This window comes from Crenobacter luteus, from assembly GCF_004345725.1.
GTDB lineage: Bacteria > Pseudomonadota > Gammaproteobacteria > Burkholderiales > Chromobacteriaceae > Crenobacter > Crenobacter luteus.
Genome location: NZ_SLXG01000002.1, coordinates 139,475 through 157,305 on the forward strand (window position 1 = coordinate 139,475; position 17,831 = coordinate 157,305).

At 69.7% G+C, this 17,831-nt stretch carries 17 protein-coding genes; 11 read left to right on the forward strand and 6 right to left on the reverse strand.

From position 1 onward, the window contains the following. Positions 1–24: 24 nt before the first annotated feature. The 4 genes from EV683_RS02170 to amgK form a co-directional block, all read right to left on the reverse strand. The gene (locus EV683_RS02170; protein WP_131861651.1) at positions 25–495 is read right to left on the reverse strand and encodes a hypothetical protein; all 471 of its coding nucleotides are present in this window, start codon (positions 493–495) and stop codon (positions 25–27) included. A gap of 64 nt (positions 496–559) precedes the next feature. Then, positions 560–1,093 carry a crossover junction endodeoxyribonuclease RuvC gene (gene ruvC / locus EV683_RS02175; RefSeq protein WP_131861653.1) on the reverse strand — a complete coding sequence of 178 codons (534 nt, stop codon included), beginning with the start codon at positions 1,091–1,093 and terminating at the stop codon, positions 560–562. Next, a complete protein-coding gene (gene murU, locus EV683_RS02180; RefSeq protein WP_131861655.1) occupies positions 1,090–1,773 on the reverse strand; it encodes an N-acetylmuramate alpha-1-phosphate uridylyltransferase MurU in 684 nt (227 codons plus the stop codon). Before murU ends, ruvC begins: the two co-directional genes overlap by 4 nt. Continuing rightward, the gene (amgK, locus tag EV683_RS02185; protein WP_131861657.1) at positions 1,770–2,810 is read right to left on the reverse strand and encodes an N-acetylmuramate/N-acetylglucosamine kinase AmgK; all 1,041 of its coding nucleotides are present in this window, start codon (positions 2,808–2,810) and stop codon (positions 1,770–1,772) included. Before amgK ends, murU begins: the two co-directional genes overlap by 4 nt. A gap of 74 nt (positions 2,811–2,884) precedes the next feature. On the opposite strand from amgK, the gene EV683_RS02190 reads away from it, so the two are divergent. Genes EV683_RS02190 through pdxA form a run of 3 tightly spaced genes read left to right on the forward strand, consistent with a single transcriptional unit; the run spans position 2,885 to position 7,359 of the window. Then, positions 2,885–5,104, forward strand: coding sequence for an LPS-assembly protein LptD (locus EV683_RS02190; protein ID WP_243694702.1), 2,220 nt, complete (start codon positions 2,885–2,887; stop codon positions 5,102–5,104). Then, on the forward strand, positions 5,101–6,381 hold the full coding sequence (locus tag EV683_RS02195; RefSeq protein WP_131861661.1) for a peptidylprolyl isomerase: 1,281 nt from the start codon (positions 5,101–5,103) through the stop codon (positions 6,379–6,381). Before EV683_RS02190 ends, EV683_RS02195 begins: the two co-directional genes overlap by 4 nt. Next, entirely contained in the window at positions 6,382–7,359 is a 978-nt protein-coding gene (gene pdxA, locus EV683_RS02200) for a 4-hydroxythreonine-4-phosphate dehydrogenase PdxA (RefSeq protein WP_131861663.1), read from the forward strand. Positions 7,360–7,493: 134 nt separating this feature from the next. On the opposite strand, the gene EV683_RS02205 is transcribed toward pdxA, so the two are convergent. Beyond that, a complete protein-coding gene (locus EV683_RS02205; protein ID WP_131861665.1) occupies positions 7,494–8,420 on the reverse strand; it encodes a LysR substrate-binding domain-containing protein in 927 nt (308 codons plus the stop codon). Between the two features lie 13 nt (positions 8,421–8,433). After that, a complete protein-coding gene (locus tag EV683_RS14665; RefSeq protein ID WP_269446750.1) occupies positions 8,434–8,562 on the reverse strand; it encodes a hypothetical protein in 129 nt (42 codons plus the stop codon). 127 nt (positions 8,563–8,689) lie between these two features. On the opposite strand from EV683_RS14665, the gene EV683_RS02210 reads away from it, so the two are divergent. The 8 genes from EV683_RS02210 to EV683_RS02245 all read left to right on the forward strand — a co-directional run bounded on the left by EV683_RS02210 (position 8,690) and on the right by EV683_RS02245 (position 17,771). After that, positions 8,690–9,589 (forward strand): LysR family transcriptional regulator, encoded by a 900-nt coding sequence (locus tag EV683_RS02210; protein ID WP_131861667.1) that lies wholly within the window; start codon positions 8,690–8,692, stop codon positions 9,587–9,589. 303 nt (positions 9,590–9,892) lie between these two features. Then, positions 9,893–10,807, forward strand: coding sequence for an amidohydrolase family protein (locus EV683_RS02215; RefSeq protein ID WP_131861669.1), 915 nt, complete (start codon positions 9,893–9,895; stop codon positions 10,805–10,807). A 19-nt stretch (positions 10,808–10,826) separates the two neighbouring features. Next, complete coding sequence (locus EV683_RS02220; RefSeq protein ID WP_066609869.1) at positions 10,827–11,732, forward strand: amidohydrolase family protein; 906 nt, start codon at positions 10,827–10,829, stop codon at positions 11,730–11,732. Between the two features lie 72 nt (positions 11,733–11,804). Beyond that, positions 11,805–13,199, forward strand: a complete 1,395-nt coding sequence (locus EV683_RS02225) for a UbiD family decarboxylase (protein ID WP_131861671.1) — start codon at positions 11,805–11,807, stop codon at positions 13,197–13,199. Next, a complete protein-coding gene (locus EV683_RS02230) occupies positions 13,196–13,837 on the forward strand; it encodes a UbiX family flavin prenyltransferase (RefSeq protein WP_131861673.1) in 642 nt (213 codons plus the stop codon). Before EV683_RS02225 ends, EV683_RS02230 begins: the two co-directional genes overlap by 4 nt. Next, complete coding sequence (locus EV683_RS02235) at positions 13,834–14,934, forward strand: CobW family GTP-binding protein (RefSeq protein ID WP_066609878.1); 1,101 nt, start codon at positions 13,834–13,836, stop codon at positions 14,932–14,934. Before EV683_RS02230 ends, EV683_RS02235 begins: the two co-directional genes overlap by 4 nt. 74 nt (positions 14,935–15,008) lie before the next feature. Beyond that, a complete protein-coding gene (locus tag EV683_RS02240; protein WP_131861675.1) occupies positions 15,009–16,349 on the forward strand; it encodes a nucleobase:cation symporter-2 family protein in 1,341 nt (446 codons plus the stop codon). A 30-nt stretch (positions 16,350–16,379) separates the two neighbouring features. Then, positions 16,380–17,771: an amidohydrolase family protein gene (locus tag EV683_RS02245; RefSeq protein ID WP_131861677.1), complete on the forward strand. Its 1,392-nt coding sequence runs from the start codon at positions 16,380–16,382 to the stop codon at positions 17,769–17,771. The last annotated feature ends 60 nt before the right edge of the window (positions 17,772–17,831 follow it).

Here is a 17,831-nt window from a genome sequence, read left to right on the forward strand (position 1 = left end):
CCCCGCTAGAGGGGTGCGGTCCGTTCAGGAAAGGCCGCCGTGCGCGCCGGCGACGCCGGCGGCGAACACCGCGAGCGAGGCGAGCGACAGCGCGACGTGCAGCGCCTGCAGCCGCCGCATCGTGCCGGCCGGATCGCGCGACGCGCGCGCGGCGAGCAGCCGGTGCAAGAGCCACGGCTCGAGCACGAACAGCATCGCCGCGAACACGCTCCACAGCGCGACCATCGCGATCAGCCACGGGCTGGCGGCCAGGCGCGCTGCGCCGCCCGTCAGGCTCAAGAGGTAAAAGCCCGACACGGCGGCCAAGAGCGTCGCGACGCGCGCCTGCCAGGCGAAGCGGTGTTCGAGCGTCTCGAACAGCGGGTACTGCCGCTCGGGCGCGACGTGGCGGCGCAGCGCGGGCAGCAGCACGGCGGTGACGAACAGCACGCCGCCCAGCCACCACAGCACCGCGAGAAGGTGCAGCACGCGCGCGAGCACGAAATCGTTCAGCATGGCTTTCTCCGGGATGTCGTGCCCGAAGCATGGCGCGGCGCCGGCGCGCGCGCCTTGGCCTGCGTCAAACCAGCCGCCCGCCCCTGACCTTGAAGCCGCGCGCGACGAGGCCGGCGAGCGCGGCGTGGCTGTGGTTGGCGTGCGTGAGCGCGACGGCGAGCGCGTCGGCGGCGTCCGATTGCGGCGTGCCGGACAGTTTGAGCGCGTGCACCACCATGTGCTGCACCTGCTCCTTGGCCGCCTTGCCGTGGCCGACCACCGACTGCTTGACCTGCAGCGCGGTGTATTCGGCCACCGCGAGCTTTTTGAGCACCAGCGCGCTGATCGCCGCGCCGCGCGCCTGGCCGAGCATCAGCGTCGCCGCCGGGTTGACGTTGACGAACACCTGCTCGATCGCCGCCTCGGTCGGCGCGTAGGCGTCGATCACCTCGATCAGCCCCGCGACGATCACGCGGATGCGCTCGGGCAGGGCGGCGCCGGGCGGCGTCTTGATGCAGCCTGAGGCGATGTAGTGGCGCTCGTGGCCGAGCACGTCGATCACGCCGAAGCCGGTGGCGCGCGAGCCGGGGTCGATGCCGAGGATGCGGCGGTGGCTCATCGCCAGCCGCGCGCGATCGCGTCGGCCTCGGCCAACCTTTCGATCGTGCCGACGTCGCGCCACAGGCCGCGGTAGTGTTCGCCGCTGACCCGGCCTTGCGCCATCGCCGCGCGCAACAAGGGCGCGAGCCTGGCCGGCCGGTGCGGCGCGAGGCCCGCGAACAGCGCCGGGTGGTAGACGCCGACGCCGGCGAAGGTCAGCCCCGGCGCGTCGAGCACGCGGCCGTCGGCGGCGAGCGAGAAGTCGCCCGCGGCGTGGTGCGCCGGGTTGTCGACCAGCACCAGGTGGGCGAGGCGGCGCTCGCCGTCGAGCTTCCGCGCGGCGTCGATCAGCCGCGCGAACGGGAAGTCGGTCAGCACGTCGCCGTTGACGACGATGAACGGCGCCTTGCCCAAGAGCGGCAGCGCGGTCGCGATGCCGCCGGCGGTCTCGAGCGCGTCGCCCTCGGCCGAGTAGGCGATGTGCACGCCCCACTCGGCGCCGCTGCCCAGCCGCGCCTCGATCTGGTCGCCGAGCCAGGCGTGGTTGACGACGACGTCGGCGACGCCGGCCTCGGCCAAGCTCTTCAGGTGCCAGCCGATCAGGGGCTGCGAACCGGCGGTCAAGAGCGGCTTGGGCGTGGCGTCGGTCAGCGGGCGCATGCGTTCGCCGCGCCCGGCGGCGAGGATCATCGCCTTCATGCTTTGCCCGACGCGAGGCGGGTGGCGCTGAACACGCGGTCGACGCTGGCGTCGTCCTCGTCCGGGCCGGTCAGTTGCACCAGCAGCTGGTAGAACGGCGCGAGCTCGCCGTAGCGGCGCGTGGCCTTCTTCAGGTACTTGATGAAGCGCGGGATCTCGGCGCGGTACTTGTCCTTGCCGTCGCGGTGGTAGAGGCGGGCGAAGATGCCGGCGACCTTCAGGTGGCGCTGCACGCCCATCCATTCGAAGTCGCGCCAGAAGGCGTCGATGTCGGCCGGCACCGGAAGATTCGCGGCGCGCGCCTTCTCCCAGTAGCGCACCGCGACGTCGAGCACGAACTCCTCGTCCCACTCGACGAAGGCGTCGCGCAGCAAGGACACGAGGTCGTAGCTGATCGGGCCGTAGACGGCGTCCTGGAAGTCGAGCACGCCGGGCTGGCCCGGGGTCAGCATCAGGTTGCGCACGATGAAGTCGCGGTGCACGAATACCTTGGCCTGGCTGGTCAGCGCCGGCAGCAGCGCCTTGACGCCGGCGTCCCACAGCTGGCGTTGCGCGAAGTTCAGCGGTTGGCCGAGCTCCTTGGCGCAGAACCATTCGGGGAACAGGTTCAGTTCGCGCGTCAGCAAGGCGGCGTCGTACTCGGGCAGCACGCCGGGTCGGCTCGCCCGCTGGATCTCGATCAGCGTGTCGACCGCCTCGAGCAGCAGGTGCTTGTGGACGACTTCGCGCTCGTCGTGTTGCAGCGCGGACAGGTAGGTCACGCGGCCGAGGTCCTCGAGCAGCATGAAGCCCTGCGCGGCGTCGCGCGCGAGGATGGCCGGCACGTTGACCATCGCGAACACTTCGCGGACGCGCACATAGGGTTCGGTGTCCATCTTGTCCGGCGGCGCGTCCATCACGATGCGGCTGCCGCCGTCGGGCAGGACGACGCGGAAGTAGCGGCGGAAGTCGGCGTCGGCGGCGGCGAATTCGACCTCGAACGCGGTGTCGGGGTAGAGGCCGGCGACCCAGGCCTTAAGCAAATCGAGACGCTCCATGGCGGTATTCAAGCTGCGGGAATGAGATAGAATGCCGAGATTCTATACCGGCTTGGTTGACCCACGATATGGCTTTGACGCCGCCCATTTTGCGTCCTTCCCCGCTCGTCCTGGCGCTGGCGGCCGCGTTCGCGCTGCCGGCCGCGGCCGACACGCCGCCGCCCGCCGCGCCCGGCCAGACGGTGATCGACGCCGACCGCATCGACGGCCAGATGGAGAGCCGCATCCAGGCGCGCGGCGACGTCGTGATCCGCCGCGACGACCAGACGATCAAGGCCGACTGGCTCGACTACTTCCAGAGCGAGAACCGCGTGAAGGCCGGCGACAAGGTCGAGTTCGTCGACGGCGCCAACCGCGTCGACGCGCACGCGCTCGACTACAACGTCGCGACCCGCGAGGGCGAGGCGAGCGACGCGAGCTTCGCCGGCCGCGGCGAGGACGGCCGCACGCTGCGCGGCGACGGCGAGAGGATCGAGTTCAAGGGCCGCGACCGCTACCGGCTCGTGCGCGCGCGCGCCAACACCTGCGCGCCGGGCGACGACTCCTGGTACCTGAAGGCCGGCACGATAGACGTCGACTACACGCGCAACGTCGGCGTCGCGCGCCACGCGCGGCTCGACTTTCAGGGCGTGCCCATCCTCTACACGCCATGGATCGACTTCCCGCTCGACGGCGGCCGCAAGTCGGGCCTGTTGGCGCCGGTGCTCAAGACCGGTTCCGACGGCTTCGAGCTCGCGCTGCCCTACTACTTCAACCTCGCGCCCAACTACGACCTGACGCTGACGCCGCGCGTGTTCGCCGAGCGCGGCGCGATGCTGGGCGCCGAGTTCCGCTACCTGCAGCCCGGCTACAGCGGCTCGATCTTCACCGAGCAGATGCCGGACGACAAGGTCTACGGGCAGGGCCGCGCCGCGTGGCGCGCGCGCCACGCGCAGAACCTCGGCGCCGGCTTCAGCCTCGGCTACGACCTCAACTACGTGTCGGACGCCGACTACTTCAAGGACTTCGGCTCGCGCGTCGACATCGCGTCCAACGTCAACCTCGCGCGCGACGCCTGGCTGAACTACGGCCGGTCGTGGGACGGCGGCGGCGCGTCCGGCCAGTTGCGCCTGCTGCGCTACCAGACGCTGCAGGACGCCGACACCCCGGTGACGCCGCCGTACGCGCTGTTGCCGCGCCTGTCCGGCAGCGCGACGCAGGCGCTGCCGGCGGGCTTCTCGGCCGACGTGTTCGCCGAGTTCACCCGCTTCACCCATCCGACGCTGCAGGAGGGCAACCGGCTGGTCGTCTACCCCAGTGTGGCGTGGGCCTTCGAGCGCAACTGGGGCTTTCTGCGCCCGCGGCTCGGCGTGCACGTCACCGAGTACGAGCTGGACGCGCTGGGCGAGCGCCAGGCCGAGCGACGCAGCCGCACGCTGCCGGTCTTCTCGACCGACGCCGGCCTCGTGTTCGAGCGCCCAAGCACCTTGTTCGGCCGCTCGCACACCCAGACGCTCGAGCCCCGGCTGTTCTACGTCAACGTGCCGACGCGCGACCAGAGCGAGCTGCCGAACTTCGACTCGGCCGAGAAGAACTTCAGCTTCGCGCAGCTGTTCACCGCCAACCGTTTCACCGGCCAGGACCGCATCAACGGCGTGCACGCGCTGACGGTTGCGCTGTCCAGCCGCTACCTCGACGACGCGTCCGGCCTCGAGCGCCTGCGCGTCGAGCTCGGCCAGCGCCACTACCTGAGGAAGGACAGCATCAGCCTGTCCGGCGCGCCCGAGGAGCTGGAAAACCGCGGCTCCGACCTGGTCGCCACCGTCGGCGGCGACTTGACGCGCGCCTGGCGCGCCGACGCGAGCTACCAGTACAACCAGCAACTGGGCAAGACCGAGCGCTACGAATGGGGCGCGCGCTACTCGCCCGAGCCGGGCAAGACCGTCAGCCTGCGCTACCGCTACGGCCGCGACGAGGACGTCGGCTTCGGCGGCGTCCGCGCGCCGTTGCGGCAGGTCGACGTCGCCGCGCAGTGGCCGGTTGCCAGGAAGTGGTACGTGGTCGCGCGCAACAACTACTCGCTGACCGACAAGACCGCGCTCGAACAGCTCGCCGGCGTCGAGTACAACGACGGCTGCTGGACGGCGCGCGTGGTCGGCCAACGCTACGTGACCGACCTGACCAATACCAAGAACGCGGTCTTCCTGCAGCTGGAGCTGAAGGACCTGGGCGGCATCGGCAGCAATCCGGTCGATACCCTGCGTCTGGCGATCCCCGGCTACAGCAAGATCAACGACCCTCGACAAGGCCTATGAAACAGACACTCATCGCCCTGCTGCTCGCCGCCGCGCTCGGTACCGCGCACGCCGCCGTTCAGGACGTCGACCGCATCGTCGCCGTGGTGAACAAGAACGTGATCACCGCGCGCCAGCTCGACGCCCGGATCCAGGAGGTCTCGGCCAACCTCAGGCGCCAGAAGGTCGCGCCGCCGGAGGCCGAGACGCTCAAGCGCCAGGTGCTCGAGCAGATGATCTCCGAGGAGGTGCAGCTGCAGTTCGCACAAAACAACGGCATCACCCTGGCCGACGGCGACCTCGACCGCGCGGTGCAGCGTCTGGCCGAGCAGAACAAGCTGACCGTCGCCGGCCTCGAGGCGCGGTTGAAGAAGGACGGCATCCCGCTGGCGCGCTTCCGCGAGGAGATCCGCCGCGAGATCCTGCTCGGCCGTCTCAAGGAGCGCGAGGTCGACTCGCGCGTCGTCGTCACCGACAGCGAGGTCGAGCAGGTGATGAAGAGCGCGCTGTCGGGCCAGTCGCGCAACGAATACCGGCTCGCGACCATCCTCGTCAGCGTGCCCGAGCGCGCCGACGCGAAGGTGATCGACGAGCGCGGCCGCCGCGCGCAGGCGGCGCTCGCCGCGCTCCGCGACGGCCGGCCGTTCGCCGAGGTCGCCGCGAGCTACTCGGATGCCAAGAACGCGCTGTCGGGCGGCGAGCTCGGCTGGCGCAGCGCCGCCGGCTTCCCGCCGAACTTCGTCTCGCTGCTCGAAAACCTCAAGGTCGGCGAACACACCGAGCTGGTGCGTACCCAGCAGGGCTTCGTGATCTTCAAGCTGATCGACAAGCGCACGCAGGGCGCGGCGCAGATGGTCGAGCAGCTGCGCGTGCGCCACATCCTGGTCCGCACCAACGAGGCGGTGTCCGAAGCCGACGCGCGCCTGCGCATCGACCAGATCCGCGACCGCATCGCGCGCGGCGCGCGCTTCGACGAGCAGGCGCGCCTCTATTCGGAAGACGCCAGCAACAGCCGCGGCGGCGAGCTCGGCTGGCTGTCGCCCGGCGATACCGTGCCCGAGTTCGAGCGCGCGATGCTGTCGCTGAAAATCGGCGAGGTGAGCGCGCCGGTGCGCTCGCCGTTCGGCTGGCATCTGATCCAGGTCGAGGAGAAGCGCACGCAGGACGTGTCCGGCGAGCGCGAGAAGTTGGCGATCCGCCAGCAGATCCGCGCGCGCAAGATCGAGGAAGCCTACCTCGACTGGGTGCGCCAGCTGCGCGACTCGGCCTTCGTCGACGAGCGCCTGGTCGAGAAATAAATGGACGCCGCCCCGATCGCGATCACCGCCGGCGAGCCGGCCGGCGTCGGCCCGGACCTGCTGCTGGCGCTGGCGAGCCGGCCGGCCGGGCGCCGCCGCGTGCTCGTCGCCGACCGCGGACTGCTCGCGGCGCGCGCGCGGCAACTGGGCCGCGTGGTCAAGCTGGTCGACTACCGGCGCGACGCCGCGCCCGAGGCCGGCGCGCTCGAGGTGCTGCACGTGCCGCTGGCGGCGCCGGCGGTCGCCGGGCGGCTCGATCCGGCCAACGGTCGCTACGTGCTCGATACGCTCGACGTCGCGATAGCCGGCTGCCTGTCCGGCGAATTCGCCGCGATGGTGACCGCGCCGGTGCACAAGGGCGTGATCAACGAGGCCGGCGTGCCGTTCTCCGGCCACACCGAATACCTCGCCGAAAAGACCGGCACGCCGCGCGTGGTGATGATGCTCGCCGGCGGCGGTTTGCGCGTCGCGCTGGCGACCACCCACCTGCCGCTCAAGGACGTGTCGGCGGCGATCACGCGCGACGGCCTGGCCGAGGTGATCCGCATCCTGCACCGCGACCTGGTCGCCAAGTTCGGCGTCGCGCAGCCGCATATCCTCGTCGCGGGCCTCAACCCGCACGCCGGCGAATCGGGCCACCTGGGCCGCGAGGAGATCGACGTGATCGCGCCGGTGCTCGAAGCCCTGCGCGCCGAGGGCCTGCACCTGACCGGCCCCTTGCCGGCCGACACCTTGTTCCAGCCGCGCTATCTCGACACGGCCGACGCGGTGCTGGCGATGTACCACGACCAGGGCCTGCCGGTGCTCAAGTACGCGAGCTTCGGCGCCGGCATCAACATCACGCTCGGCCTGCCCATCGTGCGCACCTCGGTCGACCACGGCACCGCGCTCGATCTGGCCGGCAGCGGCCGCGCCGAGCCGGGCAGCCTGTTCGAGGCGGTCGCCTTGGCCGAGCAGCTGGCCGCCAGCGGCGGCTGAACCGACATCAGACAGGGGCGCGATTTCGCGCCCCTGCGGTTTTCACGCGTTGTCCTCGCAGCCTCTTCCTCGTGTCGCCGCCGCCCGCGCGCGTCTTGCCTTGCGCCGCGGCCGGGAAGGGCGGGAGCGGGCGCTCAGACGCTGGCCGCGACGCGGCGCGCGGCGTGCGAGGCGCGTTCGCTGTGCTTGACGAGTTCGCGCAGCGTGTCGAGAAAGAGCCTGAGGACGGGCGAGGCGTCGTCGGCGCGATAGACGGCGAACAGCGGTACCTCGGGCATCGCCGGCGAGAGCGGCCGGAAGACCACGCCGGGAGGCGCGAGCTGTTCGGCCGACGCCGGCAGCAGCGCGATGCCGAAGCCGGTGCGCACCAGGCTCAGCAGCGTCTGGACCTCGGTGACCTGCTGGCTGATCCGCGGCGTGAAGCCGGCCTGGATGCACCACTGGTAGAGGTAGTTGGCGAAGCGCGACTGTTCCAGCGCGAAGGTGACCAGGGCTTCGCCGGCGAGCTCGGCGGGCGAGATCGCCGCCCGGCTTGCCAGCGGGTGGGCGGCGGGCAGCGCCGCGCGTATGGGCTCGTGGTGCAGCAGTTCGTTGCGTACGGCCGGGTCGTCGTAGCCGAGCCGGAACACGCACACGTCGATGCGCCTTTCCTTGAGCGCGACGAGCTGGGCGGCGGGCGTCAGCTCGTGCAGCCGCCAGCGCACGCCCGGATAGCGTTCGCGAAAGACGCGCAGCGCGTCGGGCAGGATGCCGACCATGGTCGAGCTCATCATGCCGATCTCGAGCTCGCCGAGCTGGCCGCGTCCGGCCTGGCGCGTCAGGTCGATCGCCCGCTCGAGCTGGGTGAAGACCAGCGAGACCTGCTCCTTGAGCGTACGGCCGGCGGCGGTCAGTTCGACGCGGTGGTGGCTGCGCACGAACAGCGGCGTGCCGATGACGTCTTCGAGCTGGCGGATCTGCTGGCTCAGCGGCGGCTGCGACATGTGCAGCCGGGTCGCCGCGCGGCCGAAGTGCAGCTCCTCGGCCAACACCGAAAAATAGCGTAGCAGTCGGATGTCCATTGTCGCCCCGTCGTCAGAAGGTGACGGGCGGGAGCGGTGCGGCCGGCATCGGCCGCCCGCTGGCCGCAAAGGCATCCTGCTCCGGGTGCGCGGCTTGCCGGGCGAACGGCGGTGGCTTGTCCTTGCTTGCGATCGCGATCATCTTCGTCTCCTCTGGTTGTCCGGGCGCATTCTTGTCACGTGCGCCTCGATCGCCCGATTATCGGGATCGCCGCGGCGTGCCGGCCAGCGACGATTTCCGCCAATACATGTAAGTTGGACTAACAGTCATGCTCAAACGTTATCCCTCGCTGCAGGCGATGCGCGCCTTCCTGCAGGCCGCCCGGGCCGGCAGCTTCTCGCGGGCCGCACGCGAGCTGGACCTGACGCACAGCGCGATCAGCCAGCAGATACGCACGCTCGAGGACTACGTCGGCCAGGCGCTGTTCGTCAGGGAAGGCGGAGGGGTGGTGCTGACCGACGCCGGGCAGCGCTTCGCCAGCGTGCTCGCCGACGGCGTCGCGCAGATGGAGCGGGCGCTGCTGGCGGTCAGGACGGAGCCGGCGGCGCGGACGCTGACGATCGATATCGACGCCGAGCTTGCGCAGGCCTGGCTCAACGCGCGCCTGCCGGCCCTGCTGGCGGCGTTGCCCGACTGCGTGCCGGTGTTCATGAGCACGCCGCGCGCCGAGCGGCCGTCGTTCGAGCGGGTCGATGTGTCGCTGCGCTACGGCTACGGCGAGTGGAGCGACTGCGAAATGGCGCTGGTGTCGGGCGACAGGCTGACGGTGGTGGCGTCGCCGGCGCTGCTGGCGGCGCGGGGGATGACGTGGCCGTTGGCGCCGGCGCGGGTGCTCGAGCTGCCGCTCCTGGCCTACACGCGCCGCAGCTGGTCGCCCTGGCTGGAGGCGGCGGGGCTGGAGCCGGCCGAGCCGCGCGCGGTGGCGTCCTTCGACAACGCGGCCAACCTCGTCGCGGCGGCCGAGGCCGGGCTGGGCGCCGGGCTCGGGCGCGGCCTGCTGGTCGCCGACGCGTTGCGCGCCGGTCGCCTCGTCGCCGTGACCGAGGTCGTGATCCCGACCCACTACAACCTCTACGCGGTCTGGCCGCGCGGGCAGGGCGCGCGTGCGCAGCCGGTGCTCGACGCGGTGCGCACCCTGGTGGCTGCGACGGTTTCGCCGGCCGGCTGAGCCGTCCCCCTGTTCGTCCCGCGCGGGGCGGTGCTCGCCGTCCTTGCGCGCCTTCCTCCCCGCCACGCCCGTCCCGTCCGTCGTCGCCCGACGATATCGAATACGTATCAAACCCCGCGTCAAACAGTATTGTACGAAGCCCGTTTCGACTCCCGATACTGGGTCCAAGCAGCAGCCACGTCGCCGTACGGCTCGGCAAGGCCGGGGAAAGCGCACGGCGCTTAGCAAGGGTCATCCGAACCGAAGACGTGCCTGCCCGCGACCTGGAAGTAAATCCTTCCCCGATATCAGGAGATCGACTACATGATCATCGACATCAGCTGCTATCCCACCGACCTGGTCGACCTGGCCTGGCGGCACGACGGCGACCCGTTCACCGGCGAGCGCCTGCTGGAAATGATGGACGGCCCGTACATCATCAACGGCAAGCCGCGCCGCATCGACAAGGCCTTCATCCAGCCGCCGCAGGGCAACACCATCTACACCTGGACCGACGGCGAGCTGTCCGGCCGCGAGTCGATCGACGCCTACATGGCGTACACGCTGAAGATGGTGCAGACCTACCCCGAGCGTTTCATCGGCTGCTTCGTCTACAACCCGCGCTGCGGCGTGCAGAACGGCGTCGAGGCGATCGAGCGCTACGTCAAGGAGCATGGCTTCAAGATGGTCCAGATGCAGGCGAACATGCACGCCTATCGTCCGGACCGCGCGCTCGACTGGGTGCGTCCGGCCTTCGAGAAGTGCGCCGAGCTCGGCGTGCCGGTCAAGCTGCACACCGGCGACGGGCCGTACAGCATCCCCTCCGAGTGGATTCCGATGATCAAGGAATTCCCGCAGGTCAACTTCATCATGGCCCACTTCGGAGTGCAGACCGGCGGCGTCTACGTGTTCGAGCCGATGCAGTGGGCGATGGAGCTGCCCAACGTCTATTGCGAGTCGGGCTGGTGCCTGCAGTCGCGCATCGTCGAGTTCGCCAAGGTGCTGCCCAAGCACAAGATCCTGTTCGGCACCGACACCCCGCCGAACGAGCCGGGCATGTGGCTGCGCCTGCTCGAGGTGCTGTGCCACGAGCCGCCGCAGGGCCTCAACCTCGACGAGGACACGCTCGAAGACTACCTCGGCAACAACATCGCGCGAATGATCGGCCTTGAGCCGACGCCGGCGCCGAAAACCATCGCCGAAGCCGAGTCCATCCTCAACCGCCCCGTCACCGCGTGACCTTGCCGGAGAGAATGCAATGATCATCGATACCCACCTGCACCCGACCAACCTCGTCGACGAGGCCTGGCGCCACACCGGCGAACCGTTCAACGGCGAGCGCATGCTCAAGCTGATGGACGGCCCCTACATGATCAACGGCAAGCCGCGCCGCATCGACATGGGCTTCATCCAGCCGCCGCCGGGCAACACCGGCTACCGCGACGGCAACCGCCGCGGCCGCGAGGGCATTCGCGACTACATGTCCTACATCGCCGAGCTGTGCCAGAAGTACCCGGACCGCTTCATCGGCAACTTCACCTTCAACCCGCGCTGGGGCCCGGAAAACGGCGCCGCCGAGCTGGAGTTCCACATCAAGGAGTACGGCTTCAAGATGGTGAAGCTGCACGCCAACATGCACGGCTATCGCCCGGACCGCGCGCTCGACTGGCTGCGCCCGGCGATGAAGGTCTGCGCCAAGTACAACATCGTGGTGCTGATCCACACCGGCGACGGCCCCTACACCATCCCGACGATGTTCTACCCGATCATCCGCGAGTTCCCGATGGTGAACTTCATCATCGGTCACTTCGGCATCCAGACCGGCGGCAACTACTCGTTCGAGGCGTTCTGGATGGCGATGGACACGCCGAACGTCTACTGCGAGTCGGGCTGGTGCTTCCAGTCGCGCATCGTCGAATTCGCCAAGCAACTGCCGCGCGACAAGATCGTGTTCGGCACCGACTCGCCGCCGAACGAGCCGGGCATGTGGCTGCGCGAACTCGAGGTGCTGTGCTCCGACCCGCCCCAAGGGCTGGGCATCGACGAGGATCACCTGGAGGACTACCTGGGCAACAACATCGCACGCCTGGTCGGCATCGAGCCGACCAAGCCGCCCAAGGACCTGGCCGAGGCGGAAAAACGCCTGAAGGCGACCTACGTCTGATCGGGCTTCGCGACTGAAGCGGTCATCCTTAGCGGGCGCGCGGCGCGCGCCCGCCTTTTGCAGAGGTTTCCCATGGCCCTCACTCCCTTCGGCGAAACGCAAGACTTCCACGACTTCGCCCTCCAGTACCGACAACGCTTTCCCGACGACGTGCTGACCGTGACCGAGCCCCTCTCGGCCAACCAGGACGTCACCGCGCTGATCGACGCGCTCGCCGCCGAAAACCGCCACCCCATGCTGTTGTGCGAACAGGTCGACGGCCTGGGCGTGCCGCTGGCGACCAATGTGTTCGCCTCGCGCGAACGCATCGCCCGGCTCTTCGGCGTCGACGCTCCGCGTCTGCACGAAACCTACCAGGCGCGCGCCAACGCGCCGATCGCGCCGCGCTACGTCGACAGCGGCCCGGTGTGCGAACAGGTGTTCGACGGCGACGAGGTCGACCTGGCCCGCCTGCCGATGATCCGGCACTTCGATACCGACCGCGGCCCCTACGTCACCAACGCGGTGATCGTCGCCGAGGACCCGGTGACCGGCGTCGCCAACATGAGCTACCACCGCTCGATGCGGCACGCGCACAACGCGCTGGCCACCAGCCTGCATTCGCGCGGCCATCTGTGGCGCATGCTGCAGACCGCGCGCGAACGCGGCGAGGAGCTGCGCGTCGCGATGGTGGTCGGCGCCCACCCCTTGTTCATGCTGGCAGCCGCCTCGCGCCTGCCGTTCGGCGCCGACGAGCGCGCGGTCGCCGGCGGCCTGTTCGGCGCGCCGCTGGAGCTGGTGAAGACGCCGCGCTACGGCATCGGCGTGCCGGCCGCCGCCGAGTTCGTGCTCGAGGGCGCGATCGACCCCGCCGCCTACGCCGAGGAGGGGCCGTTCGGCGAATTCACCGGCTACTCGTCGGACCGGTCGACCAACAACGTGCTGCGCGTCGACACCCTGATGCGCCGCCGCGACGCCTGGCTCGTCGACGTGGTCGGCGGCCTCTACGCCGAGCACCTGACGCTGGCGCGGCTGCCGCGCGAGGCGGAGATGAGCGAGAAGCTCAAGGCGCGCTTTCCGTCGGTGCGCGCGATCCACTACCCGAATTCCGGCTCGCATTTCCACTGCTACGTGTCGCTCGACGTGACGCGCGACGGCGAGGCACGCCAGGTGATGCTCGCGCTGCTCGGCTGGGACCCGTACCTGAAAACCGTGGTCGCGGTCGACGGCGACATCGACCTGACCGACGACTCGCAGGTGTTGTGGGCGATGGCGACGCACTTCCAGCCGCACCAGGACCTGTTCATGGTCGACGGCCTGCCGGGCAGCCCGCTCGACCCCTCGTCGTCGGTCCACGGCACCACGTCGCGGATGGGCATAGACGCGACGCGCGGCTCGGGCTTCGACGGCGTGCGCGCCCGGCTCGACGAACGCGCGCTCGAACGCGCACGCGCGCTGCTGGCGCGCGCCGCCGGGGCAAGGTCATGAACGCCCGCCTGCCACTGCCGGCCCGGCCGCGCATCGTGGTCGGCATCAGCGGCGCCTCCGGCTTCGTCTACGGCGTGCGCCTGCTCGAGCTGCTGCGCGAACTCGACGTCGAGACCCATCTGGTCGTCACCCGTTCGGCGCTGCTGACGATGGCGCACGAGACCGACTACAAGATGTCCGACGTCGTCGCGCTCGCGTCGTACCACCACCGTTCGGACGACATGGCGGCCGGGATCGCGAGCGGCTCTTTCCGGGCGCTCGGCATGATCGTCGCGCCCTGTTCGATGAAAACCCTGGCCGAGGTCGCCAACGGCACCTCGTCGACGCTGCTGACGCGCGCCGCCGACGTCACGCTCAAGGAGCGCCGCCCGCTGGTGCTGCTGGCGCGCGAGACGCCGCTGACCCTGGTCCATCTGCGCAATATGCAGGCGGTCACCGAGATGGGCGGCATCATCGCGCCGCCGGTGCCGGCCTTCTACGCACGCCCCGAGACGCTGTCGGATATGGTCGACCATACCCTCGGCCGCGTGCTCGACCTGTTCGGCCTCGACGCCGGTACCGCGCTGCGCTGGGGCGAAGCCGCCCGCGCGCCGCGCGCCCGCGTCGACCATTCCCCCACCGAGAAGGAGATCGTATGAACGCCCCGCTGACTGCATCCCGCGCCACCCGCAAGATCCCCGTCACCATCCTGACCGGCTTCCTCGGCGCGGGCAAAACCACACTGCTGAACTACATCCTGCACGAGAACCACGGTCGCAAGATCGCGGTGATCGAGAACGAGTTCGGCGAGGTCGGTATCGACGGCGACCTGGTGCTCGCCTCCGAGACCGAGGAAATCTACGAAATGGTCAACGGCTGCGTGTGCTGCACGGCGACGGTGCGCGAGGACCTGGTGCGCATCGTGCGCCAGCTGGTCGAGCGCCCGGACCGGCTCGACCACATCCTGGTCGAGACCAGCGGCCTGGCCGACCCCTACCCGGTCGCGCAGACCTTCTTCATCGACGACCCGATCTCGCGCGAGGTCAACCTCGACGCCATCGTCGCGATGGTCGACGCCAAGCACATCGGCGCCCACCTCGACGACATCCGGCTCGACGGCGTCGACAACCAGGCGGTCGACCAGATCGTCTGCGCCGACCGCGTGGTGATCAACAAGGTCGACCTCGTCGACGAGGCCGACGTCGCGGCCCTGAGCGAGCGCATCCGCGGCCTGAACGCGACCGCCGAGATCGTGACCTCGAGCTACGCCCGCATCGACCTGACGAGCATTCTCGGCCTCGGCGCTTTCGAGGCGACGCGCAAGCTGATGGAGATCGGCGACGGCAGCGGCCACTCCGGCGAGCACGCGCACGACCATCATGCGCACGACGAGCACGATCACGGGCATGACCATCACGACCACCACGATCACGACGACGAGCCCGACCACCTGCACGACCCGAGCGTCGGCTCGGTCGGCATCGCGGTCGACGCCGAGGTGGACCTGGCCGCCTTCGAGCGCTGGATCGCCGAATTGCGCGAGACGCACGGCGAGGACCTGTTCCGCATGAAGGGCATCCTGGCGGTCAAGGGCGAGGACGACCGCTACGTGCTGCAGGGCGTGCACAGCCTGATCGAGTTCCGGCCGGCCCAGCCGTGGAACACCGAGCCGCGTTCGAGTCGCCTGGTCTTCATCGGCCGCGACCTCGACCGTACGGCGTTGAATGAGCGCTTCGCCGCCTGCCTGGCGGACTGACGTCAAAAGACCGGAGGCTGCGCGGGGCAGACCTCGGCATGACAGGCAAGAAAAAAAGACAGAGGAGAAAGAACATGACGACAACCGTTCACCCGGTCGATCAGGTCCTGCCCGCGCGGCAGATGGCCAGTCTCGGCCTGCAGCACATGGCGATCAGTTACCTCGGCTCCGTTGCCGTGCCGCTGATGATCGCGTCCGCGCTGAAAATGTCGCAGGCCGACACCATCGTGCTGATCAGTACGACACTGTTCTGCACCGGGATCGCCACCTTGCTGCAGACCGTCGGCTTCTGGAAGTTCGGCGTGCGCCTGCCGGTCTTGCAGGGCGCGGCGTTCAGCAGCGTCGGGCCGGTGATCGCCATCGGCACCAACCCGCAGATCGGCATCGCCGGGATCTGCGGCGCGGTGATCGGCGCGGGCATCATCACTATGCTGATCGCGCCCTACGTCGGCCGCCTGCGCCGCTTTTTTCCGCCGGTGGTGATCGGCTGCATCGTGACGGTGATCGGCCTGCAGCTTCTCCCGGTGGCCTACAACTGGAGCGGTGGCGGTCGCGGCCATGCCGATTTCGGCGCGCCGTCCTTCCTGCTGGTGGCGGGGGTCGTCCTCGGCACCATCCTGGTGATCAACCGCGTCGGCGGTCCGATGATGCGCAACCTCGCGGTGCTGATCGGCATGATAGTCGGCACCCTGCTGGCGGTCGCGCTCGGCATGGGCGACTACAGCAGCGTGCAGGAGTCGCCGTGGGTGACGGCACCCTATCCGTTCTACTTCGGCATCCCGACCTTCGCCATCCTGCCGATCGCGACCATCCTGGTGGTGATGATCGTGCAGATGGTCGAGTCGATGGGGCTGTTCGTCGCCATCGGCGATATCGTCGACAAGCCGATCCAGGAGAAGGAAGTCGTCAACGGCCTGCGCGCCAACGGTCTGGCCAGCACCATCGCCGGCTGCTTTGCCGCCTTTCCCTTCATCGCCCACATGGAAAACGTCGGCCTGGTCATTCTCTCCGGCGTGCGCAGCCGCTGGGTGGTGGCGACCAGCGGCGTGCTGATGTGTCTGGTGGCCTTGGTGCCCAAGGCCGGCGCCGTGATCGCCGCGACGCCTTCGGCCGCGCTGGGGGGCGCCGGGGTCGCGATGTTTGGTGTGGTGGTCGCCGCCGGCGTCCAGACCTTGGCCAAGGTCGACTACACGAGCAACCGCTACAACGTGATGATCGTCGCCTTCACCATCGCGATCGCGCTGGTGCCGGTGCTGGCGCCCACGCTGTTCAAGCAGTTGCCGGACTGGAGCCAGCCCTTCCTGCATAGCGGCGTGGTGATCGCCTGCCTGGTGTCGGTGACGCTCAACATTCTGCTCAACGGCGTCGGCAAGTCCGACGAGGCCGAGTTGAAAACCGTGCCGCACAGCCTCTGATCGCCGACCGCGACTGACAAGGACAGGATCATGAAAGCACGACAGAATATCCTGGTGAAGAATCCGGTCGCGGTGATGACCGGCCGGCGCGGCGAGCATGCCCGCGCCGGCGGGGTCGACCTGCGGGTCGCCGACGGTCGCATCGTCGAGATGGCGCCCGGCCTGGTGCCGCGCGACGGCGAGCGCGTCATCGACGCCAGCCGCTGCGTCGTCTACCCCGGCTGGATCAACACCCACCACCACCTGAGCCAGAACCTGCTCAAGGCGGTGCCCGAAGGCATGAACGAGGACCTGCAGGGCTGGCTCGCCAGCGTGCCCTATCCGCGACTGGCGCGTTTCACCCCCGAGCTGGTGCGCACCGCGGCGCGGCTGGGCATGGCCGAGCTGCTGCTGTCGGGCGCGACCACCTGCGCCGACCATCACTACCTCTACCACGCCGGCGGCGACACCAGCAGCGGCGACGCGCTGTTCGAGGTCGCCGACGAGTTCGGCATGCGCTTCGTGCTCTGCCGCGGCGGCGCGCTCGAGTCGGCCAGCAGCCATCCGGGCTTTTCCCGGACGGCGCTGCAGCCGGAAACGCTGGACGCGATGCTCTCCGACGTCGAGCGCCTGAAGGCGCGCTACCACCAGAGCGTCCCCGACGCGATGCGCCGCGTGGTGTTCGCGCCGACCACGCCGACCTTCTCGCTGCCGCCGGCGCTGTTGGCCGAGGTCTCGCGCGCCGCGCGCGCGATGGGGCTGCGCCTGCACTCGCACCTGTCCGAGACCGACAACTACGTGCGCTTCTGCCGCGAGCGCTACAACTGCCTGCCGGTCGAGTTCGTCGCCGAGCACGAGTGGCTCGGGCCCGACGTGTGGTTCGCGCACCTGGTGCATCTGGAGCCGTCGGAGATCCGCCTCCTGGCGCAGACCGGCACCGGCATCGCGCACTGTCCGGTCAGCAACAGCCGGCTCGGCAGCGGCATCGCGCCGGTGCCGCAGATGGCGGCGGCCGGCGTGCCGGTGTCGCTCGGCGTCGACGGCGTCGCCTCGAACGAGTCGGGCAGCATGACCGGCGAGGTGCATACCGCGTGGCTGATCCATCGCGCGGCGCAGGGCGCGTCGGCCACCCTGGCCGAGGAGGCGATCCACTGGGGCACGGCCGGCGGCGCGCAGGTGCTCGGCCTGGGCGAGGTCGGCACGCTGGCGGTCGGCCAGGCGGCCGACCTGGTGCTGTACGACCTCGACCATCCGCGCTTTTTCGGCTTCCACGACCCGGCGATCGCGCCGGTCGTCGCCGGCGAGCCGGTTACGGTGCGCTACAGCCTGGTCGGCGGTCGCGTCGTCGTCGACGACGGCGTCATTCCCGGCCTCGACCTCGAGCGTCTGCGCGCCGAGGCCTTCGCCGGCGTGACCCGGCTGATGGCGCAGCAGTCGGACTGAGCGGGGCGCCCGCCGCCGGGGGAAGGGCGGCGGGCGGCCTCGCGCGGCCGGACTTGAGGG